The sequence below is a fragment of the Streptomyces ferrugineus genome, assembly GCF_015160855.1.
Taxonomy (GTDB): Bacteria; Actinomycetota; Actinomycetes; order Streptomycetales; family Streptomycetaceae; genus Streptomyces; species Streptomyces ferrugineus.
Genome location: NZ_CP063373.1, coordinates 2019691 through 2042090, shown reverse-complemented (window position 1 = coordinate 2042090; position 22400 = coordinate 2019691). Strand labels below are relative to the sequence as shown.

At 73.9% G+C, this 22400-nt stretch carries 18 protein-coding genes and 1 pseudogene; 16 read left to right on the top strand and 3 right to left on the bottom strand.

The features are described 5' to 3' along the window. Positions 1-14 precede the first annotated feature (14 nt). The 7 genes and pseudogenes from IM697_RS09295 to IM697_RS46085 form a co-directional block, all read left to right on the top strand. Positions 15-950 carry a hypothetical protein gene (locus tag IM697_RS09295; protein WP_194049648.1) on the top strand — a complete coding sequence of 312 codons (936 nt, stop codon included), beginning with the start codon at positions 15-17 and terminating at the stop codon, positions 948-950. Next, positions 947-1153, top strand: coding sequence for a Trm112 family protein (locus IM697_RS09290; RefSeq protein ID WP_194046437.1), 207 nt, complete (start codon positions 947-949; stop codon positions 1151-1153). The genes IM697_RS09295 and IM697_RS09290 overlap by 4 nt, the downstream gene beginning before the upstream one ends. Continuing rightward, on the top strand, positions 1150-1953 hold the full coding sequence (locus tag IM697_RS09285; protein WP_194046435.1) for an FkbM family methyltransferase: 804 nt from the start codon (positions 1150-1152) through the stop codon (positions 1951-1953). The genes IM697_RS09290 and IM697_RS09285 overlap by 4 nt, the downstream gene beginning before the upstream one ends. Then, entirely contained in the window at positions 1919-2524 is a 606-nt protein-coding gene (locus tag IM697_RS09280; protein ID WP_194046433.1) for a hypothetical protein, read from the top strand. Before IM697_RS09285 ends, IM697_RS09280 begins: the two co-directional genes overlap by 35 nt. Before the next feature lie 75 nt (positions 2525-2599). Continuing rightward, on the top strand, positions 2600-2989 hold the full coding sequence (locus IM697_RS09275) for a BlaI/MecI/CopY family transcriptional regulator (protein ID WP_194046431.1): 390 nt from the start codon (positions 2600-2602) through the stop codon (positions 2987-2989). After that, positions 2986-3990 (top strand): M56 family metallopeptidase, encoded by a 1005-nt coding sequence (locus tag IM697_RS09270; protein ID WP_194046429.1) that lies wholly within the window; start codon positions 2986-2988, stop codon positions 3988-3990. The genes IM697_RS09275 and IM697_RS09270 overlap by 4 nt, the downstream gene beginning before the upstream one ends. Positions 3991-4000: 10 nt before the next feature. Further along, positions 4001-4090: pseudogene (locus IM697_RS46085) on the top strand (DUF3105 domain-containing protein); the annotation flags it as partial. 36 nt (positions 4091-4126) lie between these two features. On the opposite strand, the gene IM697_RS09265 reads toward IM697_RS46085, so the two are convergent. After that, positions 4127-5002 carry an ATP-grasp domain-containing protein gene (locus IM697_RS09265; protein ID WP_194046427.1) on the bottom strand — a complete coding sequence of 292 codons (876 nt, stop codon included), beginning with the start codon at positions 5000-5002 and terminating at the stop codon, positions 4127-4129. Between the two features lie 138 nt (positions 5003-5140). On the opposite strand from IM697_RS09265, the gene IM697_RS09260 reads away from it, so the two are divergent. Beyond that, on the top strand, positions 5141-6235 hold the full coding sequence (locus IM697_RS09260) for a MerR family transcriptional regulator (RefSeq protein ID WP_194046425.1): 1095 nt from the start codon (positions 5141-5143) through the stop codon (positions 6233-6235). Positions 6236-6264: 29 nt separating this feature from the next. Here the strand turns inward: IM697_RS09260 and IM697_RS09255 are convergent, their stop codons facing one another. Beyond that, positions 6265-6723 (bottom strand): MarR family winged helix-turn-helix transcriptional regulator, encoded by a 459-nt coding sequence (locus IM697_RS09255; RefSeq protein ID WP_194046423.1) that lies wholly within the window; start codon positions 6721-6723, stop codon positions 6265-6267. Positions 6724-7099: 376 nt separating this feature from the next. Here IM697_RS09255 and IM697_RS09250 point away from each other — a divergent pair, with 376 nt between their 5' ends. Continuing rightward, positions 7100-8065, top strand: coding sequence for an IS481 family transposase (locus IM697_RS09250; protein ID WP_194049558.1), 966 nt, complete (start codon positions 7100-7102; stop codon positions 8063-8065). A gap of 10 nt (positions 8066-8075) precedes the next feature. Here the strand turns inward: IM697_RS09250 and IM697_RS09245 are convergent, their stop codons facing one another. Further along, positions 8076-8783, bottom strand: coding sequence for a FadR/GntR family transcriptional regulator (locus IM697_RS09245; protein WP_194046421.1), 708 nt, complete (start codon positions 8781-8783; stop codon positions 8076-8078). Positions 8784-8986: 203 nt separating this feature from the next. Here IM697_RS09245 and IM697_RS09240 point away from each other — a divergent pair, with 203 nt between their 5' ends. The 7 genes from IM697_RS09240 (at position 8987) to mreB (ending at position 22108) form a co-directional block, all read left to right on the top strand. Then, complete coding sequence (locus tag IM697_RS09240; RefSeq protein WP_194046419.1) at positions 8987-10375, top strand: SLC13 family permease; 1389 nt, start codon at positions 8987-8989, stop codon at positions 10373-10375. 66 nt (positions 10376-10441) lie between these two features. Then, a complete protein-coding gene (locus tag IM697_RS09235) occupies positions 10442-11884 on the top strand; it encodes an acyl-CoA synthetase (protein WP_194046417.1) in 1443 nt (480 codons plus the stop codon). Next, positions 11881-13224: a carboxyl transferase domain-containing protein gene (locus IM697_RS09230; RefSeq protein WP_194046415.1), complete on the top strand. Its 1344-nt coding sequence runs from the start codon at positions 11881-11883 to the stop codon at positions 13222-13224. The genes IM697_RS09235 and IM697_RS09230 overlap by 4 nt, the downstream gene beginning before the upstream one ends. Positions 13225-13317: 93 nt before the next feature. Next, entirely contained in the window at positions 13318-15165 is a 1848-nt protein-coding gene (locus IM697_RS09225; RefSeq protein ID WP_194046413.1) for a VMAP-C domain-containing protein, read from the top strand. A 23-nt stretch (positions 15166-15188) separates the two neighbouring features. Further along, the gene (locus tag IM697_RS09220) at positions 15189-16205 is read left to right on the top strand and encodes an AAA family ATPase (protein WP_194046411.1); all 1017 of its coding nucleotides are present in this window, start codon (positions 15189-15191) and stop codon (positions 16203-16205) included. Beyond that, the gene (locus IM697_RS09215; protein WP_194046405.1) at positions 16195-20856 is read left to right on the top strand and encodes an SAV_2336 N-terminal domain-related protein; all 4662 of its coding nucleotides are present in this window, start codon (positions 16195-16197) and stop codon (positions 20854-20856) included. Before IM697_RS09220 ends, IM697_RS09215 begins: the two co-directional genes overlap by 11 nt. A 217-nt stretch (positions 20857-21073) precedes the next feature. Then, the gene (gene mreB / locus IM697_RS09210; RefSeq protein WP_194046403.1) at positions 21074-22108 is read left to right on the top strand and encodes a rod shape-determining protein; all 1035 of its coding nucleotides are present in this window, start codon (positions 21074-21076) and stop codon (positions 22106-22108) included. Positions 22109-22400 lie beyond the last annotated feature (292 nt).

Genomic DNA, 22400 nt, shown 5'->3' with positions numbered 1-22400 from the left:
CCATGTGGTGGGGAGTGGCCGCGGCCCTGATGGCGAACACCCTGTACAGCCTCGGTTTCGTCCTGGAGAAACGGGCGCTCACCGCACTTCCGCAGGTGAGCATCCGGCAACCCGCGCGGCTGCTGCGGCTGGTGCTCGGCAGCCCGCTGTGGATCGGCGGCTCCCTCTCCCTCGCCGCCGGCTTCGGGGCCCAGCTCGTGGTCTACCGCACCCTGCCGATCGCCGCCGCCCAGGGCATCTTCGTCTCCGGCCTCGTCCTGCTGGTGCTGCTCTCCGCGCGGCTGCTGGGCGAGGAGACCAGCGGGCGGGAGCGGTACGCGCTCGGCGCGATCCTCGCCGCCCTGCTGATGGTCGTGCTGTCGCTGCGGGAAGGACCCGACGGAGGGGAGACGGTCAGCCGGACCGCGCCGTACCCGCTCATCCTGCTGGTGTGCGTGCCGTCGCTGGCGGCGGGCGTGTGGCTGTACAACTCCGCCGAGCGCAGGGCCCGGCACCGGCACCGGCTGCCGACGACCGGTGTCGAGTACGGCGTGGCGGTGGGGCTGCTGTACGGGGTGAGCTCGCTGGCCATCAAGGGCGTGTCCGGCTATCTGACGACGAGCGGGCTGGGGGGCGCCGTACTGGACCTGCTGCGCTCCCCGTACCCGTATCTCCTCCTCTTCACCGGCGCGTTCGGGTTGGTCATGTCGCAGGCGGCGCTGCAGCGCTGCCGGGCCTCGCTGATCGTGCCGGTGTGCACGACGGTGACCTGTCTGTACACGGCCGTGCTCGGCACGCTGTCGTTCGGCGAGGCGCTGCCCGAGGACCCGCTGCGGCTGACGCTGCGGGTCGCGGGTACGGCGCTCGCCCTGAGCGTGCTGATGTCGATGCCGCGGCACGACCGCCGCCCCGAGCGCCCCGAGCAGTCTCCGCAACCCTCCATCGGTGCCAAGGAGTTGACACCACCATGAAACCCGACGACCCGCTGCTGCAGATCCTGGCGTGCCCCCTCGACAAGGGGCCGCTGCATCTCGTCGTGCCGGACGCCCTGTACAACCCGCGCCTGCACCGCCGCTACCCGATCATCGACGGCATCCCGCAGTTGCTGCCGGCCTCCGGGGAGCAGGTCTCCGACGACGAGCACGAGGAACTCCTCAAGCGGATGACCTCATGACGCTGGCCACGAGGATCGCCCCGCTGCTGCCCACCCGGCTGGTCGCCGCCGTCGCCCGGGCCGTCTACCCGCGCTTCGAGCCGGAGCTGGCGCGGCTGCCCGAGCTGTGCCCGGCCGGATGCGGGACGGCCGTGGACGTCGGCGGGTGGTACGGCCCGTGGACGCGGCGGCTGGCCGGACGGGCACGGCGGGTGGTGACCGTGGAACCGGTCCCCCACCTGGCGCGGCTCCTCGCGGCGACGGCCCCTCCCAACGTCCGGGTCGTGCAGGCCGCCGCGGCCGAGCGCCCCGGTACGGCCCGGCTCTGGCTGCCCCCGCACGACGCGGGCGACCGGGGGGTGTCATCCCTCGTCCGCCGCGACATCCACGGACAGGCGCTGCGCGTCGGCTGCGTCACCCTCGACGAACTCGGCCTCAAGGACGTCGGGTTCGTGAAGGTCGACGTGGACGGCAGCGAGCTCGCGGTGCTGCGCGGCGCGACCGGCATCCTGGCGCGCGACCGGCCCGCGCTGTTCATCGAGCTGGAGTCCCGTATCCAGCCGATCGCCCCGGTGGTGACGTATCTGTCGATGCTCGGCTACGACGGCTGGGTGCTGCCCGGCGGCAACTGGGTGCCCCTGAGCCGCTTCCCGCTGGAGGACCACCAGGCGGAGACCTCGTACGTGGCGGCCCAGGGCCTGCTGCGCCGGGTCCTGCCCTTCCCGGGCCCGCGGTACGTCAACTCCGTCCTCTTCCTTCCCGACGGCCGCCGCCCGATCGGCGACGATGGAACGCATGCCCTCAGGAAAGCCCCCCGCTAGCACCGGTGCCTTCACTCCGCTCCACTTCCAGCTGGTGCTGCTGCGCCGCATGGCCGACCACCATCCGGACCTGGTGGAGGACGCCCGCCGGGAGCTGGGCGTCTCCCTGGCCGAGATGCGTGAGGCGAACAAGCGCTGGCAGGCGATGGTCCGCTCACCGCGTGGGCGTGGGTCGGCCGCCCGGTACCGCTCGATCCTGGGCCCGCCCGAGTCCACCGCGTCCCGCAGGATCGGCGACCTGGAGTGCGAGGCCCGGCTGTGGCCGGTCCCGCTCTGGCCCGACCTGCGCTTCGAGGTGCTGCTGGCCCCGAACGGCGCGGTCTGGAACGAATGGCTCGTCCGCGCCCCGGGAGCCAGGCCACCGGCCCTGCGCACCCTCGCCGACCTCACCCCCTGGTCCTGCACGGTCGACGAGGCGGCCCGAGCCTTCGCACCGGCCCGCCCGCTGGAGGGCACGGCCCCCACCCGGTGGGGTCTCGCCTTCACGGCACCGGACGGGGAGGGGGTACGGCGGGAGGTGGTCGCCGAGTTCACGTGGGGGCTGCTGCAACGGGTGGCGATCACCGGCTGACAGCCGGGGGAGGCGGGCCCCGGCACCGCACTACGTACTATGTGGCTTGGGTTTTGGCGGAGGGAGGCGGCCGGGATGCGGAGCTTCGGGGAGCTGGAGCAGGCGATCATGGACGTGGTGTGGGCCGAGGGCACGCCGCTGACCGTGCGCGAGGTACTGGAGCACCTGAACCGTGAGCGTCCGCAGCCGCTGGCGTACAACACCGTGCAGACGGTGATGGACATCCTGCGCCGCAAGGGCTGGCTCGACCGGGCCAAGGACGGCCGTGCCTTCCGCTACCGGGCCACCAAGTCCCGTGAGGAGTACGCCGCCTCGCTGATCGACCAGGTGTGGGCCACCGGCGCCGACCGCACCGCGACCCTGGTACGGCTCTTCGACGACATGGACGAGGCCGAGGTCGCCGAGCTGCGCGCCGCGCTCGCCGCCCGCCGGGCCGGAGACGGGGCGTCGGGGAGCGGCGCATGAGAACCGCGCTGCTGCTCCTCGGGTACGCCGCGGTGCTGGGGGCGCTCGTCCCGGCCCGGCTGGCCCGGGCCGACTGGACCCGCCGGGCGCCCCGGCTGGCCCTCTGGGCCTGGCAGGCGCTGACCGTCACGGTCGTCGTCTCGGTGGCGCTCGGCGGGCTGGCCCTGGCGGTGCCCAGGCTGCCGGTCAGCGGCGACCTCGCCGACATGCTGCACGCGTGCGTGCTCGCGCTGCGCGCCCAGTACGCCGCTCCGGGCGGCGCCGCGGTCGCCGCGGCGGGTACGGCGGTGGCCCTGCTCCTGGTGGGCCGGACCGGCTGCTGCCTGGCCGGGGCGCTGTGGCGGGCGCGGCGGGAACGGACCCGGCACGCGCGGGCCCTGGCGCTGGTCGGCCGTGCGCGCCCGGATCTGGGGGTGACGGTGCTGGAGGACGAGCGCCCGGCGGCGTACTGCCTGCCGGGGCACGGCCACCGGATCGTGCTCACCTCGGCGGCGCTGGCCGCGCTCGCCCCGCACGAGCTGCGGGCGGTGATCGCGCACGAGCGGGCGCACATCCGCCAGCGGCACCACCTGGTGCTCGCCTGGGCGGAGGCCCTGGAGCGGGCCTTCCCGCGCCTGGCGCCGTTCCGTACGGCGGCGGAGCAGACGCGGCACCTGGTGGAGCTGGCCGCCGACGACGCGGCGACCGCGCGCTGCGATCCGCTGACGCTGGCCGGCGCGCTGGTCGAGCTGGCCGGCGCCGGGCCGGCGGGTGCGCCCGCGGCGGCGCCGGCCGCGTCGGGCGGACACGCGGCCGCCCGGGTACGGCGGTTGCTCGGCCCGCACCGGCCGCTGCGGCGGGGCGTGGCCTGGGCCGGTGCGCTGGCGGCGGGGGCCGTCCTCGCGCTGCCGTTCGCGCTGGCCGTCCAGCCCGCGGTGGCGACGGCCGGGATGGCCACCTGCCCGCTGTACCAGGCCCCGGTTTCCTCACCGTCCCCGTCACCCGTGGAACTCAGGGGCTGAAGGGGCGGTGGTGGACATGGCTGACGCGGCTCGCGCGTACGTCCAGGGTCCCCAGACGCCCGAGCCGGGCGCCGCCTGCAGCGGCGGGAGCACGCGGTGAGCTGAAGCTGAGGGGCAAGCGCCAAGCGCCACCCCGTTACGCGGACGGGGCGGCGCCCAGGATCGCCTCCACCACCCGCGGCACCGACTCCGTGTGGAGCGACAGGAACAGGTTCGGCTCGACCAGCTCCAGTTCGATCACCCGCGGCTGCCCGTCCTCCCCGTCGACGAGGTCCACGCGCGCGTACAGCAGCTCGGCCGCCTCCGGTACGGCGGCCAGGGCGCGTTCGGCGACGGCGAGTTCGGCCGGGGTCGGGGTCCAGGGCTCCAGGCCGGGGTGGGCGACCTTGCGCTCGTCGTAGGGCGTGCCGGGGGTGAGGACGGCGCCCTTGCGGCTGGCGTGCAGGAGGCGGCCGCCGTAGAACTGCAGGGCCCGTTCCCCGCTGACGTCGACGCTCTTGACGTAGGGCTGCAGCATCGCGGTGAACCCCTCGGCGTGCATCCGCGCGAGCTGCCGTACGGCCGTGTCGTGCTCGTCGGGCGTGTAGCGGGCGGCGAACCGCGCGCCGGCGCCGGAGGTGGGCTTGACGACGTACTCGTGGTCCCGCGGCAGGTCGGGGACGTCGCCGGGCGCGAAGTAGCGGGTGGGCACGACCGGCACCCCGGCCTCGGCGAGGTCGCCGAGGTAGCGCTTGTCGGCGTTCCACCGCACGACCTGGGCCGGGTTCGCCAGCCGGGTGGCCTTGCCGCACCGCTCCGCCCACGCCAGGAACTCGGCCGCACGCCAGCTGTAGTCCCAGGTGGAACGGATCACGGCGAGGTCGTGGCCGCCCCAGTCGACACCGTCGTCGTCCCAGTACACGGCGTCGGCCTCGGCCCCCGCCTCCCGCAGCGCGCGCACCAGCACGGGCAGGTCGCGGTCGACGCTGACCTCGGGGCCGGGGCGGCAGGTGACGAGGGCGATACGGGGCACGCCGGGCTCCTCCGGTTCGGACGGTTGTGCGATGCGCAGGTTAACAAGCCCTTCCGGAACCGGGACAGGCCGCTTGACCTTCACCTTTGGTGAAGCCACAGCATCGGTGCGAGGAACCGGAGAGGTACGGGGGTGCACATGGCGGGCGGACGCATGCTGACGATCGGGGCCTTCGCCAAGGCCTGTCGGCTGTCGCCGAAGGCGCTGCGGCTGTACGACGAGCTGGACCTGCTGAAGCCCGGCCGGGTGGACCCGGACACCGGGTACCGGTACTACGCCGTCGAGCAGTTGGAGAAGGCCCGGCTGGTGGCGTGGCTGCGGCGGCTGGGGATGCCGCTGGCGCGGATCCGTCAGGTGTGCGCACTGCGCCCGGCCGAGGCCGCGTGCGAGATCCGCGCCTACTGGGCGCGGGTGGAGTCGGACACGGCCGCGCGACGCGACCTCGCCGAGTTCCTCATCCGGCACATGTCGGCGACATCGAGGAAGGACACCACCATGTTGGAACTCCGCTACTGCGCCCACTCGGACCGGGGCCGGGTCCGCCCCGCCAACCAGGACACCGCCTACGCGGGCACCCGGCTGCTCGCCGTCGCCGACGGCTACGGACCGGCGGGCGCGCCCGCGAGCAGCGCGGCCGTGGCGGCGCTGCGCTTCCTGGAGACGGAGGAGCTCGGCGCGGGCAATGTGCTGAACCTCCTGGAGGAGGCGGTGCAGGGCGCGACGGAGGCGGTCCGGGACGCGGCGGACGGCACGGCGGAGGCGGGCACGACCCTGACCGCCCTCCTCTGGACGGGCTCCCGGCTGGCCCTGGTCCACGTCGGGGACTCGCGCGCGTATCTGCTGCGCGACGGCGCCCTGTTCCGCATCACGGACGACCACACGGTGGTCCAGTCCCTGATCGACGAGGGCCGCCTGACACCGGAGGAGGCGACGACCCACCCACAGCGCGCCCTGCTGTTGAAGTCCCTCTCCCCCGCCACCACCCCGGCGACGGTGGACCTCCGCCTCCACGACGCCGAGCCCGGCGACCGCTACCTCCTGTGCTCGGACGGCCTCTGCGGAATCGTCCCCGACGCCCAGATCCGCCACCTCCTCACCACCGCCCCGACCCCGGACACCGCCGTCCACGCCCTGATCGACGCGGCGAACGAGGCGGGCGGGCCGGACAACGTGAGTTGTGTGGTGGCGGACGTGGTGGAGACGACGGCCGACGTCTTCGGATCCGGTTCTTGATCGTCTTCGGTTGCGGCACCTGGTTGCCCCTAGTGGTGCCAGGCCCGTCCACCCGTGTTGTGGATGAACCGCTGCAACACCTTGAGGGTGGTCAGATACTCCTCGTCGGAGATGCCCGCGTGCCGCTCCGCCCACAGCTCGTCCTGAAGGGCCGCGGCCTTGTCGTAGAACGCCCTGCCCTCGGCCGTGATGCCCAGGCGCCCCTCGGCGTCCTCGGTGATCCAGCCCTGGGCGATGACCGCGTCGATCTCCGACTCCATGGCTTCCGGGCCGGTGTCGAGGTAGTTCCGCAGGAGGCGGGACACCTCGTCGCGGGTCCTGACGGTGTCGGCACGTGCGACCTGCGCGAGGACCCACCACTGCGGCTGGGTCGTCCCTATCTCGGCGAGCGCGCCCCGGGTGCGGGTGATCACGGCCTTGTAGGCGGCCCAACTCCAGTAGCCGATGGGCTGCTTGATCAGGTCGGTGTCGCTGTGCGAGTACTCCATGGCAGTCGGCCCCTCCATCATCGCTGAGCTGCTTCGACGAGACCGACCGTAAAAACTCAACCCGACTTGAGGTCAAGCGGCCAGGCGATGAAAGGCAGTTCGGGCAGCCCCCACTCGGCCAGCCGGCGTCGCTCGGTGGCCTCCCAGCGGGGCCTCGGGAGGCGGTGGGTCCGGTAGCCCTCGGGCCGCGTCGGTGCGGCTTCGCCGCGTACGGATTCAGGGGGCCGTCCACATCGACCAACGGCAAGGGACGCACCGGCCCGCCCTAGCTGTACTCGGCCGGGAGGTTGGTGACACGCCCGCTACCGGTTGTTGATCATGGAGGGACCTCCGGGCGTAGTGGAGATTGCCGTCTTCACTCACCTCGGAGGTCCTGGTGGCCCACGCTAATGCCCGGCTGACCTTTCACGGCAGATGCCTGCTGGTGCGTCGCGTTGTCTTCGACCGGCGCCCGGTCGCGCACGTCGCCAAGGAACTGGGAGTCTCCCGGCAGTGTGCTCACCGCTGGGTCAATCGCTATCGGGTCGAGGGCTGGCCGGGGCTGCACGATCGCTCCAGCCGCCCCCGCACCTGCCCCACACGCACGCCGGCCGAGGTCGAGGAGCGTGTTCTTCAGGCCCGCCGACGCCTGCGCCGGGGACCCGAGCAGATCAGCGAGGCCACCGGGGTTCCGGCCCGGACCGTGACCCGGATCCTGCGCCGCCACCACATGCCGCCCCTGGCAGCCTGCGACCCGCTCACCGGGCAGGTCATCCGGGCGGTGCGCAAAAGCGCCGCACGCTACGAGTACAACCAGCCAGGCGGCCTGGTCCACGTGGACGTGAAGAAGCTCGGCAAAATCCCCGACGGCGGCGGCTGGCGCGCCCACGGCCGCAGCGAGGACGTCCGCGGCCGCGGCATCGGCTACGACTACGTGCACGCCGCCGTGGACGACCACTCCCGCCTGGCCTACGCCGAAATCCTGGCCGACGAGAAAGGCGTCACCTGCGCCGCGTTCCTCACCCGCGCGGCCGCGTTCTTCGCCGGCCACGGCATCGCCCGCATCGAGCGCGTGATGACCGACAACGCCCGCAACTACCGCACCTCCGGCTCCTTCCGCGACGCCTGCCAAACCCTGGGCGCACAGCAGAAGTTCACCCGGCCCCACTGCCCATGGACCAACGGCAAGGTCGAACGCTTCAACCGCACCCTGCAGGCCGAATGGGCCTACCACCAGGTCTTTGCCAGCAACACCGAACGCGCCGACGCACTCGCACCCTGGCTGCAGTTCTACAACACTGGCCGCCGACACACCGCGCTCGGCGGCCAGCCACCAATCAGCCGACTGTCACCAAAGTCATGACCGGGTACACCTAGCGCTCCCCGTCCGGCTCCCAGTCCAGCAACCGCACCTTCGCCACCGTACGGACATGGCGCCGCATCGCCGCCGCCGCCTGGCCCGGGCGCTGGTCGGCGATCGCGTCGAGGATGGCCCGGTGCTGGGCGAGGGAGCGGGCGGGGCGGTGGGGCTGGCGCAGGGATTCGGTGCGGCTCTCGGCGATCTGGCCGGCGATGGAGCGCATGAACTCGGCGAGGATGCTGCTGTGGGCGGCGGCGGTGACGGCGGCGTGGAAGAGGCGGTCGCCCTCCACTCCGTGGCCGTTGTCCTCGATCTCCTTCGCCATGTGCGCGAGGGCCCCACGCATGGCCGCGAGGTCCTCCTCCGTGCGGCGCTCGGCGGCCAGTTCGGCGAGTTTGGTCTCCAGGGCCTCGCGCGCCTCCAGCACATCGGGCAGCCGTCGGCGACGCTCGACCATGCGCTCCACCGGCTCCACGTCGAGGCTGTCCCGGACGAGGTACGTGCCGCCGCCGTGCCGTACCTCCACCAGGCCCTGTACCTCCAGGACCACGATCGCCTGCTTCACCGAGGCCCTGCTGACGCCGAGCCGCTGGGCCAGGTCGCGCTCGGTCGGGAGCCGGTCCCCGGCGCCGAGGCCGCCCTCGGCGACGTAGCTGCGCAGGCGGTCGAGCACCTGCTCGTAGAGGCGCTGTTTGGTCATGGGGCGCAGGGCGTCGGTCACGGGGTCCCCCTCTCGTCGGGAGCGTAACACCGGGGTCGGCGACTGGTTGAGTGGTCGGGTGGCTGAGCCAATTCTGCGCGCACCCTTGACGTGCCCCCGTCGTACGCCCACGCTATCCAGCCAGCAGACCGAATTGGCTCAGCCACTCGGCCACTGCCCACCCGCACACACAACCGCCCCGGGACCCAGAGACGGGAGCCCGTATGTCCCCCGAACTCATCTCGATCCTCGTCCTCGTCGTGGTGTTCGTCATCGCGACCACCCGCTCCATCAACATGGGCGCGCTCGCCTTCGCCGCCGCCTTCGGAGTCGGCACCCTCGTCGCCGACCTCGACGCGGACGGCATCTTCGCCGGCTTCCCCGGCGATCTGTTCGTCGTCCTCGTCGGCGTCACGTACCTCTTCGCCATCGCCCGGGCCAACGGCACCACCGACTGGCTGGTGCACGCCTCCATCCGGCTCGTCCGGGGGCGGGTGGCGCTCATCCCGTGGGTGATGTTCGCCATCACCGGCGCGCTCACCGCGATCGGGGCCGTGAGCCCTGCCGCCGTGGCGATCGTCGCGCCGATCGCGCTGAGCTTCGCCGCGCGGTACCACATCAGCCCGCTGCTGATGGGCGCCATGGTCGTGCACGGCGCGCAGGGCGGCGGCTTCTCGCCGATCAGCATCTACGGCTCGATCGTCAACGGCATCGTCGAGCGCGAGAAGCTGCCGGGCGACGAGGTCACCCTGTTCCTGGCGTCCCTCGTCGTCAACCTCGTCATCGCGGGCGTTGTGTTCGTCCTGTTCGGCGGGCTGAAGCTGTGGGCGCAGGGGGCGGTGGAGACGACGGGGGGCGGAGCCACCTCCGGATCCGGATCCGGAGCTGGTGGTGGATCCGGTGCTGGTGGCGGATCCGGAGCTGGTGGCGGATCCGGCCCCGGCGCCAACCCCCGCGAGCCCGGCACCACCGTCACCCGCCCCGCCCCCACCGCGACCACACCCACCACCACCCACCTCACCCCACCCCGAATCGCGACCCTCATCTCTCTCGTCGCCCTCGTCGTCGCCGTCCTCGGCTTCGATCTGGACGCCGGTCTGACCGCGATCACCCTGGCCGTCGTCCTGAGCACCGCCTGGCCGGACGACAGCCGCAAGGCGGTCGGCGAGATCGCCTGGCCGACCGTGCTGCTGATCTGCGGTGTGCTGACGTACGTCGGCGTACTGGACGAGATGGGCACCATCACCTGGGCCGGCGAGGGCGTCAGCGACATCGGCGTACCGCTGCTGGCCGCCGTACTGCTCTGCTACATCGGCGCGATCGTCTCGGCGTTCGCCTCGTCCGTCGGCATCATGGGCGCGCTGATCCCGCTCGCCGTGCCGTTCCTGGCACAGGGCGAGATCGGGGCGGTCGGCATGGTGGCGGCGCTCGCGGTGTCGGCGACCGTGGTGGACGTGAGCCCCTTCTCGACGAACGGCGCGCTGGTGCTGGCCGCGGCACCGGACGTGGACCGTGAGCGTTTCTTCCGGCAGCTCATGGTGTACGGAGGGATCGTGGTGGCGGCGGTGCCCGCGGTGGTGTGGCTGGTGATGGTCGTGCCGGGCTGGGGGTAGGCAGGCCGACGGACCACGACCGCCAGTGTCCGACGAACAGTCAAGAACCGTTAAGGAGTACGACGCGTGTCCTCTCTCTTCCCGGCCCTCACGGGTGCTCCGGCCGACCGGCCCGCCCTGCGGTTCGGCGACCGCTCCCTGACGTACGGCGAGCTCGGCGCCGCCGCCGGTGCCCTCGCGGCGCGGATCGGCGGGGCCGGCAGGGTGGCCGTCTGGGCGACCCCGGCGCTGGAGACCGCCGTGGCGGTGGTGGCGGCGCTTCAGGCCGGTGTCGCCGCCGTGCCGCTCAACCCGAAGTCCGGGGAGAAGGAGCTCGGGCACATCCTGTCCGACAGCGCGCCGTCGGCGGTGCTGGCCGCCCCGGGCGACGAACTGCCCGCCGCCCTGGGCACCCTGACCCGCATCGACGTCGACGTGCACGGCGCCGGCCCGCTCCCCGACCCGCAGGCCTCGGACGAGGACCCCGCGCTGGTCGTCTACACCTCCGGCACCACCGGCCCGCCCAAGGGCGCCGTGATCTCGCGCCGGGCCGTCGCCCACACCCTGGACGCGCTCGCCGACGCCTGGCGGTGGACCGGCGAGGACGTCCTCGTTCACGGCCTGCCCCTGTTCCATGTACACGGACTGGTCCTCGGCATCCTCGGCCCGCTGCGCCGCGGCGGCGCGGTGCGCCATCTCGGCAGGTTCGGCACGGACGGCGTCGCGCGCGAGCTGAACGAGGGCGCGACCATGATGTTCGGCGTGCCGACGATGTACCACCGCGTCGCCCAGGCCCTGCCCGAGGACCCGGGACTGGCGCAGGCCCTCGGCAAGGCCCGCCTCCTGGTCTCGGGCTCGGCGGCGCTCCCGGTGCACGACCACGAGCGGATCACGGCCGCGACCGGTCAGCGGGTCATCGAGCGCTACGGCATGACGGAGACGCTGATGAACACCAGCGTCCGCGCGGACGGCGAGGCGCGGGCGGGGACGGTCGGGGTGCCGCTGCCGGGCGTGGAGCTGCGGCTGGTGGAGGAGGACGGGGCGCCGATCACGTCGTACGACGGCGAGACGGTGGGCGAGATCCAGGTGCGCGGCCCGAACCTGTTCACCGAGTACCTCAACCGCCCCGACGCCACGGCGGCGGCGTTCACGGATGACGGCTGGTTCCGCACGGGCGACATGGCCGTGCGGGAGGGCGACGGGTACGTCCGTATCGTCGGCCGCAAGGCCACCGACCTGATCAAGAGCGGGGGTTACAAGATCGGGGCGGGCGAGATCGAGAACGCGCTCCTCGAACATCCCGGAGTGCGCGAGGCGGCGGTCACCGGGGAGCCGGACGCCGACCTGGGTGAGCGGATCGTGGCGTGGGTGGTCCCGGCCGACCCCCAATCCCCGCCCTCGGCCGCGGAGTTGGCCGACCATGTCGCCGCCCGGCTGGCCCCGCACAAGCGCCCGCGCAGGGTGCGCTACCTGGACGCGCTCCCCCGCAACGACATGGGCAAGATCATGAAGCGGGCGCTGGCCTCATGACGGAACGGCTCGCGGCACGGCAGGTCGTCGCCCTGCTGACCGACGGCTCCACCTTCACCGAACTCCCCCACCCGGAAAGGGAGTCGGACGGGCGGTCCGGGCCCGACGGGCCGCTCGCCTGGCAGGGCTACGACGCCTCCCGCGCCCGCGCCGCCGAACGCACCGGCGAGGAGGAGTCGGTGGTCTGCGGCACCGGCACCGTCGAGGGCACGCGCGCGGTCCTGATCGCCTTCGAGTTCGGCTTCCTGGGCGGCTCGCTGGGGCAGCGCACCGGGGACCGTCTTCAGGCGGCTTACGCCCACGCCCGCGCCCGCCGTCTGCCCGTCGTCCCGCTGGTGGCAACGGGCGGCAGCCGTATGCAGGAGGGCATGCTCGCCCTCACCCAGCTGCAGCGCGTGGCACGGCAGTCCGCGCTCACCCGCGAGGCGGGCCTGCCCCAGATCGCCGTGCTCCGGGACCCGACGACGGGCGGCGGCTGGGCCACCCTCGGCGCGGGCGCCGACGTCGTCCTCGCCCTCCCCGGCGCCCAGGTCGGCTTCGCGGGCTCCCGGGTCCGCCCGCCGGACGCGGACCCGGCGGCGTACCGGGCGGAGGCGCAGGTGGCGGCGGGGGCGGTGGACGCGGTGGTGCGGCCGGGGGAGTTGCGCCGGGAGCTGGGACGGTGGCTACGGCTGCTGACGGCGCCCACGGCCGAAGCCGCTCCGCTGCCGCGCCCCCTCGGCGGCACCGACGTGCCCGCCACCGGCTGGGACGCGGTCCGGCGCGCCCGGTCGCCCCGGCGGCCGCGCGCCGAGCGCTACCTGGACGCCTACTTCACCGACCGCGTCACGATCAGCGGCGACCGCTGCGGCGGCACCGACCCGGACGGCATGCTGTGCGGATTCGGCGAGCACGACGGCCGTACGGTCGCCTTCGCCGCGCAGACCGGCACCGCCACCCGGCCGGCCGGCTACCGCACCGCCGCCCGCCTGATCCGCCTCGCGGACCGGCTCGGCATCCCGGTGCTGACGCTGGTGGACACCCCGGGTGCCGCCAATGACGCGGAGGCGGAGCGGCAGGGCGTGGGCGCGGCCATCGCGGACCTGTTCGGGGCGGTGGCGTCCGCGCACACGCCGATCACGACCCTGCTGATCGGCGAGGGCGGCTCGGGCGGCGCCCTGGCGCTCGCGGCACCCGGCAGCACCTGGGCCACGCCGGACAGCTACTTCTCGGTGATCGCGCCCGAGCTGGCGGCGGCGATCCTGAAGCGGGGGCCGCGGGAGGTGGAGGCCACGGCGGATCAGCTCCGCATCAGGCCGCAGGACCTGGTGGAGCTGGGGGTGGTGCGGGGGGTCGTCTGACGGTACGGAAAGGGACGGAGGGGAAACCGGGACAACGCCAACGGCCGTCCTGCACCATGGACATGCGCGAAGGACGACGGTGACGGGGGCGTCATGACAGGCCTGAGGGGTGCCGAGTGGCACGCCCGGATCGAGTGCGGCGGCAGGGTGTCCGGCGCGGGCTTCCTCGTGGCCCGCGGCAAGGTGTTGACCTGCGCGCATGTCGTCGAGAACGCCGAATCGGACCCGGTGACGGTGACCTTCCCGCAGCGCCCCGGGGAGGCTCCCGTGGCCGCGCGGGTCGTGGCGCACGGCGGCTGGGACGGCCGTATGTGCGAGCTGGGCGACCTCGCCGTACTGGAACTGGACCGCGAGCCGGCGATCGCCCCCGCGCCGCTCGCCCCGGCCGACGTCGCGCACGCCGACCGCAAGCTCATGGCCTACGGCTTCCCGGCCGGGTACGACGCCGACGGCACGATCGCCGAGTTCCGTACCGTGACCGAGCTGCTGATCGGCGGGGAGTGGATCCAGCTGGAGGCCTGGAGCGGGCACGGCCAGCCGCTGGCGGTCGGCTTCAGCGGCGCCGCGGTCGCCCTGGTCGACACCGGCCAGGTCATCGGCATGGTCACGGCGGCGGCCGGCGCCCGCGGTGTGCGGGCCGGCCGCATGATGCCCACGCATGTACTGGCACGCTACTGGCCCGGCCTCAGCGCCCTGGTGCCGGACGGTGGGTGGCGGCGGGGGACGGCTCGTGCGGGAGGCGGGTACGTCGGCGGGGCGCCGGCCCTGGACCGCGCGCACCGGCGCGGCCTGCCGGTCCCGGACCCGGCGGCCGGCCGCTTCACCGCCGTCCCTGACTCGGCGGCCCGCCGCTTCACCGCCGCCGCCCCGGCCCCGGCACCACAGCTCTCGTCCGACGGCGCCCGGCTGCGCGCGCTGGTCGAGAAGGCCGCACGGGCCGGGCTCGACTGCGATCCCGTCCAGCTCTACACCGCCGCGGCGGGGCCGTTCGACCCGGAGCCGCCGGTCGAGGGCTTCGGATCGTTGTGGTCCGCGGCGTGGTTCGTGCTGTGCGACGTGGACGACCCGGCCACCGTGACCCGGTTCGCGGACGAGCTCGACGCCCTGCTCACCGCCCCGCCCACAGCCGGGACCGGCGCCATCCTCGTCGAGTTGGGGCACAGCGGCGCCGGTGACGACCTGGTGCGGGTCGAGGTGTCGGCGTACAGCGGGGAGCGCCGGCGTCCGGTCGCGGCGGAGACGGTTCCCAGGGCTCGGCTGAAGACCTATGTCCAGGACCGCATCGAGGACGCCTTCTGCCGTCTGACGCCCGGCGCCGACGAGTTGATCGCCTTCGTGCTGCCCCGGGACTGGCTGGACTGGCCGGTCGACCGCTGGGAGAAGGGCCCCGACGACGACACTCCCCTCGGCTGCGTCCACCCGGTCGTGGTCACCGACCACGCCCGCCGCAGGACCAGCACCCAGCACGTCCTCACCAGGGCCTGGCAGCGCCTGGACTCCCGCACCGGGGTCCGCGTCCATCGCGTCGCCTGCGGCGGCACCCAGGACCCCAGAAAGCTCCGGCTGGCGCTGGTGCAGTCCGAGGCCGGCCTGGCGGGGTTCGCCGCGACGCCCCGCTCGGCCCGCACCCGCCCGCACTTCGAGACCTCGCTGACCGCACCGGCCCCGGTGCTGGTGTGGTCCCGCAGGGGCTGCGGCCCGGACCGGGCCGACTGCCCGGGCACCGCCGACTGCCCCGGTACGGCCTTCCTGGACGCCCTCGACGGTGTCGCCTCCGGCGTGCCGCCCGCCCGGCTGCCGCGCCAGGTCCTCGGTCTGCGCCAGCTCGCCGAAGCGGAGGACGACCACTGGGCGCGCGACATCCAGCTCCTGTGGGACGACCCCCGCCGCTTCACCGACCCGCACGCCACGGCCGTACACACCCGGTCACCCGTCGCCTGACCCGTCGCCCCGTTGGGAGCACCATGCCGCACTGGTCCGTCTACTCCGGCACCGGCGAGCCGCACGACGGCATCGCCGGGCTGCCCGCCCCGCCGCCCTGGCGCGCGTTCGACGGCGGCCCCGCGCTGTCGTCGCCCGGCGACGGCGACGACGCGGCGGCGCTCTCCCCGGACCGCGTGCACCGGGCGAGGACCTATGTGCCGACCCCGGAGAGCGTCCAGCTGGTCAACGCCGCGCTGTGTCTGCGCCGCCCGCTGCTGGTCACCGGCCCGCCCGGCACGGGCAAGTCGTCCCTCGCCTACGCCGTGGCCCGCGAGCTGCGCCTGGGTCCGGTGCTGCGCTGGAACATCACCAGCCGCAGCACCCTCGCCGACGGCCTCTACCAGTACGACCCGCTGTCCCGCCTGTACGCGGCACGCGGGGACGACGGCCACGGCTCCCTCCATGACGGCGTCGAGGACCATCTGCGTCTGGGCCCGCTGGGCACGGCCCTCCTGCCGTACGAGCACCCGCGCGCCCTCCTGGTCGACGAGATCGACAAGAGCGATCTGGACCTGCCCAACGACCTGCTGAACATCCTGGAGGAGGGCCAGTACGAGATTCCCGAACTGGTCCGCGCGGCCCGTCACTCCCCCGACGGCACGGCCCGGGTGCCGGCCGACGGCACGGACGCCCCGGTGACGATCTCACGGGGCCGGGTCCGCTGCCGTGCCTTCCCCTTCGTCGTCCTGACCAGCAACGGCGAACGTGAGTTCCCGCCCGCCTTTCTGCGCCGCTGTGTGCGGCTGCGCCTGCGCCGCCCCGACCGCACCCAGCTCACCGACATCGTCCGCGCCCACCTGGGCGAGCCCGACGCCCGGGCACAGGCCCTGATCACCGAGTTCCTGTCCCGCGCCGGCACCGGCGAACTGGCCACGGACCAGCTCCTCAACGCCATCTACCTCAGCGGCGTCGCCGGCCTCGAAGCCGACTCCCGCGAGAAGCTGGCCGAGCAGCTGATGCCGTATCTGAGCGCGGCGGCCGACGGCGATGGATTCTGAGGGGCGCGGGCGGCCGGAGGGCACCGCCGGGGGCGGGGATTCCGCCGTCGCCCGGCTGGCCTCGGTGCTCGCCGCCGTGACGGGTGGGGGTGGTGCGGCCGCGGAAGCCGGGCCCACACCCCGGGAGCTCGCCGAACTCCTGTGGTTTGCCGAGCAGTTGGGCGACACGGGAGGAGAGGAGAGCCAAGGCCCCGGTCGAGCGGCGGCACCCGCACGCCAGTCCCGCCACCCGAGCCCCGCCGCCGCACCCCCGCGCCCCACTCCCCCGGCCCCGGCACCCCAGCGGTCCCCCACCCCACCCCCCGACGGCCGCATCCCCCTCCACCTCCCCGACACACCCGACGCACCCGGCTCGCCCGGCACGCCCCCGCTGCTCGCCCCCGCGCCCCCGATGCTGCCCCACCCGCTCGCCCTCCAGCGCGCCCTGCGCCCCCTCAAGCGCAAGGTCCCCTCGACCCGCGCCCGGCTCCTCGACGAGCGCGCCACCGCCGACCGGATCGCCCGGCTCGGCGGCGGTCCCGACGTCTGGCTCCCGGTGCTGCGCCCGGCGCCGGACCGCTGGTTGCGGCTGAACCTGGTGTACGACGCGGGCCCGACGATGCCCGTGTGGCGCCCCCTGGTGCGTGAACTGCACACCGTGCTCGCCCAGTCGGGCGTCTTCCGCACGGTCACCGTGCACCGCGCCACCCCCGACGGCCGCGCCCACCAGGTCCCCGCGCTCGCCGACGGCCGTACGGTCACCCTCGTCGTCAGCGACTGCATGGGCCCGCAGTGGCACCCCGGCCCGGCGGGCGACCGCTGGTACCGCACCCTGCGCCGCTGGGCGTCCCGTATGCCCGTGGCCGTCGTCCAGCCGCTGCCCGAACACCTCTGGCACACCACGGCCCTGCCCGCCGCCCCGGGCCTGCTCACGGCACCGACGGCGGCGGCACCGTCGGCCGCGCTCACCTTCGTGCCGTACGAGGACACGGCACCGGAGCCGCACCCCGGCGCGGTCCCGCTCCCCGTCCTGGAGCCGGCCCCGGCCTGGCTCGCCAACTGGGCCGCTCTGGTCGCGGCGCCGGGCGGCGGACACGCGCCGGGCGCCCTGGCCCGGCTGCCGCGCACCCCGGTTCCGCCCGCCGAACCGGCCCCCGACATCGCCGAGTTGGCGGCGGAGGACCTGGTGCTGCGCTTCCGGGCGACCGCGTCCCCGGAGGCCTTCCGCATCGCCGGCCACCTCGCCCTGGCCACACCCTCGCTGCCGGTGATGCGCCTGGTCCAACGCGCCCTGGACTGCAGCCCGCGCCCCCAGCACCTGGCCGAGATCATCCTCAGCGGCCTGCTGACGGCGATTCCCGGACCGCCGGGGTCCTACGAGTTCCGGCCGGGTGTACGGGAGTTGCTGCTGCGGTCGCTGCCGCGCACGGCGCGGACGCGGACACGGGAGTTCCTGGCCCGGGTGGGCGGGCTGATCGACGAACGGGCGGGGCTCGCGGCGGGCGAGTTCCGGGCGGAGGCGCGCCGCGACGCGGGGCGGGCGTTCGCGACGGTCCGCGCGGAGACGGTGCGGCGGTTGGGCGGCGAGGCGGAGGAGGGGCTGGTCGGGGGGCGGTATCGGTTGCTGGGGCTGCGGGGGCCCAGTCAGCGGATGTGGGCGGCCGTCGACGTGCGGACCGACCGGCCCGTGGTGGTCCACCGGTATCCGCGCCAGGACGCGCCGCAGGAGCGGTTCGCGCGGGAGGCGCTCGCGCTGGCCGGGCTGCGGCATCCGAACGTCGTGCCGGTGCTGGACTACGGGGTGGAGGGCGAACGGCCGTTTCTGGTCGCCGAGTTCGTGGACGGCGTCACCCTGGCCGAACTCCAGCTCGGCAGCGGGCCAGGGGTCTCCTTCCGGGTGTACGCCCAGCTGGTGGCGGATGTCGTGCCCGCGCTGGAGGCGCTGCACGCGCGCGGTCTGGTGCGCGGGCAGGAGGGCTGGGACGGTCTGCTGCTGCGGCCGAACGGCTCGGTGGTGCTCAGCAGGTTCGCGCTGGGGGAGCAGTCGGAGGGGCACGACGAGAGGTCGGACTTCCTCATGTTCAGGTCGCTGCTGCGGGAACTGGCCTCACACAGCCCGGCCAGCCTGCGGTTCCAGCGGATCCTGGCGGAACTGGCGCGCGGCGACGACCCGGTCGAGGCCGTACGGCGGCTGCCGCGCTCGGCCGCCCTCGACTGGTCGCTGGGCGGGACGGAGGCCGACCGGCTGCACATCACCCTGCTCGGCCCGCCCAGCATCGGGCGCGGCGGCCGCGCCCTCACCCTGCCGTCCCCGGAGGCCCAGGCCCTGCTCTGCGTGCTCCTGCTCAGACAGGGCCGCCGCGTCACCCACACCGAGCTGGCCGAGAGCCTGTGGGAGCAGCCTCCGTCGGACCTCCAGACCATGCGCCGACTGCACGAACTGGCGACGGAGCTACGACAGTGCCTCGGCCCCGGCACTCTCGCCGAGCTCTCCGACGGGTATGCGTTGCATCTACCCGGCGACTACGTCGACATCCACCACTGCGAGGAGTTGGTCCACGAACGCACCTTCGACATGGCCACGGATGCCGAGCGCTCCATGCTCCAAGACGCCTTGAGCCTGTACTACGGCGACCCCCTGGACGGCGTTCCGGGCCCCGCCGCGAAGGCGACCCGCGCCCGGCTGCGCGCCCTGCGTCTCACCCTCTGCGTGACGCGGGCCGAACTCGACCTGGAGCTGGGCGACTTCGAGCAGGCCGCGACCGATCTCACCGCCCTCGTCCGGGAACATCCGGACCGCGAGGACCTCCGCCGGCTGCACATCCTGGCGCTGAAGGGGACGGGACGGATCGCCGAAGCGATGGAGTCGTACGAGTCCTACGCGGAGCTGCGGCAACGGCGGCACGGCGACCCGGTCGACCCCGCCCTCCATGAGCTGTACCTCGAACTGCGCTCGGCACCCGAGCGGGAGCGGCCGACGATCGCCTTCGAGGCAGCAGGCTCCGACGAGCGGGAAGCCCTGGGCCGCGTGGTGACCCAGCTGCTGGCCCGCGGGGATCTGGCCTCGCACCAGTACGAGGTGCTGGCCCGCGACCACGGCTACGTCGTACGGACCGAACCGGACGCCCATGTCCTGCCCGTGCTGGTCTCGCTGCTGCGCGATCTGCCGGAGGCCCTCGTGGAGATCGAGGACCGGCCACGGCTGCGGGTGACGTTCTGGCACGCGCCGTTCGCCGAGCACACCCGGCCGGCTGTGCGTGCCCTCCTCGACACCCCCGACGCGGACGTGCTGGTCGTCGTCTCCCCCACCCTGTACGAACGGTTCGCGGACAGCACCGCCACCCTCGACCTGGCCCGCTTCGAACCGTTGCGCACCGGCGGAGAATCGAGCGCGCCCCTCGCCTGGTACTGCGCCCTGCACCTGCCCGGCCGGGCTGCGGACGAGCGCGACCGGGACCTGGTGCGGGGGCCTTTCGTCACCCCCAACGTCGGCCGGCTCACCCCTGACCCGGGCCGCACGGCCTTCGTACTCGTGCCGGACGACGGCCCGATGACCGTGCTGCCTGCGACCCACCCGCTCTGGCGGCGTCCGCTGCGGCCGACGACGTACTACGAGGTCGACCTCACGGTGCACCGGACCGGCACCGTGCTCTCCCTCCCCGGCTCCGCCGGCGCCACCTTCGTCGCCACGGCCGAGCTGGCCTGGCACGTCGAGGATCCGGTCGCCTTCGTGCGCGGGGAGGTCACGGACGTGGCCGACGTCCTTCTCAGGCATGTCGCAACGGAGGCGAGCCGCATCACCCGCCGCTATCCGCTGCGCCGGGCGGGTGCGGCCCAGCAGGCGGTGCGCGAAAGGCTGCACAGTTGGCCGGTGCCGGGGTTGTCGGTCACGTGCTCGGTCCAGTTGGCGGGTGAGACACAACCGGCCCAGCCCGCCCCCGCGCCCCGGCAGCCGTTCGCCCCGACCTCACCGGCCACCACCACCGACCTCCTGCGCACCGCCGAGATTGTCCTGCTCGGCTTCGAGGGCCCCTTGACCAGTCCGTTCACCGCGAAGGCCGCCCGCAGCGCCGCCCTCGAGCTGCTCTCCCTGGTTGTCGACCACCGCGACCCTCAGGACGCGCTGACGGGCCGTCCCCTCACGGGTGACAGCCGCGGCCCCATCCCGCTCCAGGAGGAACTCGTACACCCCCTGGAGGTGCTGCGCGCCTTCGCCGACAACAGCGACCTGGCCCCGCTCCTGCGCGACCGCCTCGACCTGCTGGAACTGCGGGCCGTGGCCAAAGCCCGCGCGACCCCGCACTCCTCCGACCTCGTACGCACGCTGCACGACTCCGGTCGCCGCCTGGCCGTCGTCACGGACTTCTGCGCGCGGGCCGTCCACCACCACCTGGTCTCCCGGGAACTCCCGATGTCGGCGGTCTTCGGCCGCCTCAGGCGGCTGATGCCCGATCCGGAACGCCTGCGCCTCGCCCTGACCCACTTCGGCCGCACCGCCGAGTTCCTGCTGATCTCCTCCACAGCCGCCGAGGTCACCGCCGCCCGGCACCGGGGCATCCCCGTCATCGGCTACGCCGACTCCCCCACCACCGAGCGGCGTCTGCGCAAGGCCGGCTGCGACCTGATCGTCGACTCCCTGGAGCCTCTACTCGACGCCGCCCGCTCCCTGTGACCGCGACACGCCCCCTGACACCCCATCAGTTCCAGAACCCCCCATTCAGCCGCACCCCACCCGGCCCCCTCCAGAAGGCGACGCGCTCCCGCCCGCCCGCACGATTGCCAAGGAGAGGCCGCCACGCGCCGGCCCCGCACCCACGACCCACACGCCCAACGCGAGGCCCGCCACCCACCCGGCGGACCCATGGTCTGCGCTTTCGGGAGGACCCCCCATGCCCGCCACTCTGGAGCAGCTTCGCCGCTGCCACTTCGCCGTCGACCTGGGGGCGGCCAGGACCCGCGTCTACGTGAAGGGCACGGGGCTCGTCGTCGACCAGCCCTCCGTCGCCGCCATGAACACCCGCACCGGCGCCCTGATCGCGGTCGGCGAGTTGGCGGAGAAGATGACCGGCCGCACCCCGGACTACATCCGTGTCGTACGGCCCGTCTCCGGCGGCACCGTGGTCGACATCGAGATGGCGCAGCGCATGCTGCGGCACCTGCTCGGCGACAAGATGCGCCGCGCCCTGCGCCGCAAGCCGTTCCTGCGGGGCGCGGTCTGCACCCCGCACAACGCCGACCCGCTCGCCCAGCGCGCTGCCATCGAGACGCTGGTCGGTCTCGGATCCCGCCGGGTCGAACTCGTCGACACCCTCATCGCCGCCGCCGTGGGCTGCGGGCTGCCCGTGGAGCAGCCCGAGGCCAGCATGATCATGGTGTGCGGGGCCGCCGCGACGGAGGTGGCGGTGCTGTCGCTCGGCAACATCGTCACCGCCGAACGCGTCCGGGTCGGCGGCGAGGCCGTGGACCACGCGATCGTGCAGCATCTGCGGCACGAGCACGAGCTGATGCTGCCCAGCCAGAACGTACGGCCGCTGCAGCTCGCCCTGTCCGGCAACGGGCTCACCTCGCACGGCCCGGCCGCCACCGAGATCCACGGCCGCGACGTCTGCACCGGCCTGGCCCGCTCCGTCCTCGTCGACACCGCGGCCGTACGGGACGCCATCCAGACCCCGCTGACCGCCGTGCTGGACAGCATCGGCAAGGTGCTCCGCGACTGCCCGCCCGACCTGGTGGCCGACCTCGCCGACCGCGGCATCATGATGGTCGGCGGCAGCGCCCTGCTCCCCGGTTTCGACGACATGCTGCGGCAGGCGACCAGCATGCCGGTCCACATCGCCGAGCGCCCCGACGTCTGCGCCGTCCAGGGCCTGGGCACCATGCTGGAGGGCCGGGTCGAGCCGCTGGAGCTGGATCCGGTGACCTAGGGCCCGCGGGGCCGCCGGTCAGTACGGCAGGATCCGCCCCGAGGGCGTCCGGCGGTCGATCTCGCCCCTGGTGTCGCGGGGGGCGGCGGGCCGGCGAGTGACACGCACACGAACGTGGGCCTGGCGGTTCATGGCGCCCTCCTACGGCTCGGTCCGTTACGACCAGCCTTCTCTCCGCGACCTTTCGGCACATCGTGCCCACGGAGGCTCTTGTCATGCCTCCGCGGCAGGAGCGGACGGAAGCGGGTCTGCTTCTGCGGGAGGAGAGCACCCCCGGATCGGCTCGCGCTGG

What these genes read in the sequence shown, in the direction of transcription:
- IM697_RS09290 (WP_194046437.1), top strand. Translation starts at nt 947, where the DNA reads ATGAAACCCGACGACCCGCTGCTGCAGATCCTGGCGTGCCCCCTCGAC.
- IM697_RS09285 (WP_194046435.1), top strand. Translation starts at nt 1,150, where the DNA reads ATGACGCTGGCCACGAGGATCGCCCCGCTGCTGCCCACCCGGCTGGTC.
- IM697_RS09280 (WP_194046433.1), top strand. Translation starts at nt 1,919, where the DNA reads ATGGAACGCATGCCCTCAGGAAAGCCCCCCGCTAGCACCGGTGCCTTC.
- IM697_RS09275 (WP_194046431.1), top strand. Translation starts at nt 2,600, where the DNA reads ATGCGGAGCTTCGGGGAGCTGGAGCAGGCGATCATGGACGTGGTGTGG.
- IM697_RS09270 (WP_194046429.1), top strand. Translation starts at nt 2,986, where the DNA reads ATGAGAACCGCGCTGCTGCTCCTCGGGTACGCCGCGGTGCTGGGGGCG.
- IM697_RS09260 (WP_194046425.1), top strand. Translation starts at nt 5,141, where the DNA reads ATGGCGGGCGGACGCATGCTGACGATCGGGGCCTTCGCCAAGGCCTGT.
- IM697_RS09255 (WP_194046423.1), bottom strand. Translation starts at nt 6,723, where the DNA reads ATGGAGTACTCGCACAGCGACACCGACCTGATCAAGCAGCCCATCGGC.
- IM697_RS09240 (WP_194046419.1), top strand. Translation starts at nt 8,987, where the DNA reads ATGTCCCCCGAACTCATCTCGATCCTCGTCCTCGTCGTGGTGTTCGTC.
- IM697_RS09230 (WP_194046415.1), top strand. Translation starts at nt 11,881, where the DNA reads ATGACGGAACGGCTCGCGGCACGGCAGGTCGTCGCCCTGCTGACCGAC.
- IM697_RS09225 (WP_194046413.1), top strand. Translation starts at nt 13,318, where the DNA reads ATGACAGGCCTGAGGGGTGCCGAGTGGCACGCCCGGATCGAGTGCGGC.
- IM697_RS09220 (WP_194046411.1), top strand. Translation starts at nt 15,189, where the DNA reads ATGCCGCACTGGTCCGTCTACTCCGGCACCGGCGAGCCGCACGACGGC.
- IM697_RS09215 (WP_194046405.1), top strand. Translation starts at nt 16,195, where the DNA reads ATGGATTCTGAGGGGCGCGGGCGGCCGGAGGGCACCGCCGGGGGCGGG.
- mreB (WP_194046403.1), top strand. Translation starts at nt 21,074, where the DNA reads ATGCCCGCCACTCTGGAGCAGCTTCGCCGCTGCCACTTCGCCGTCGAC.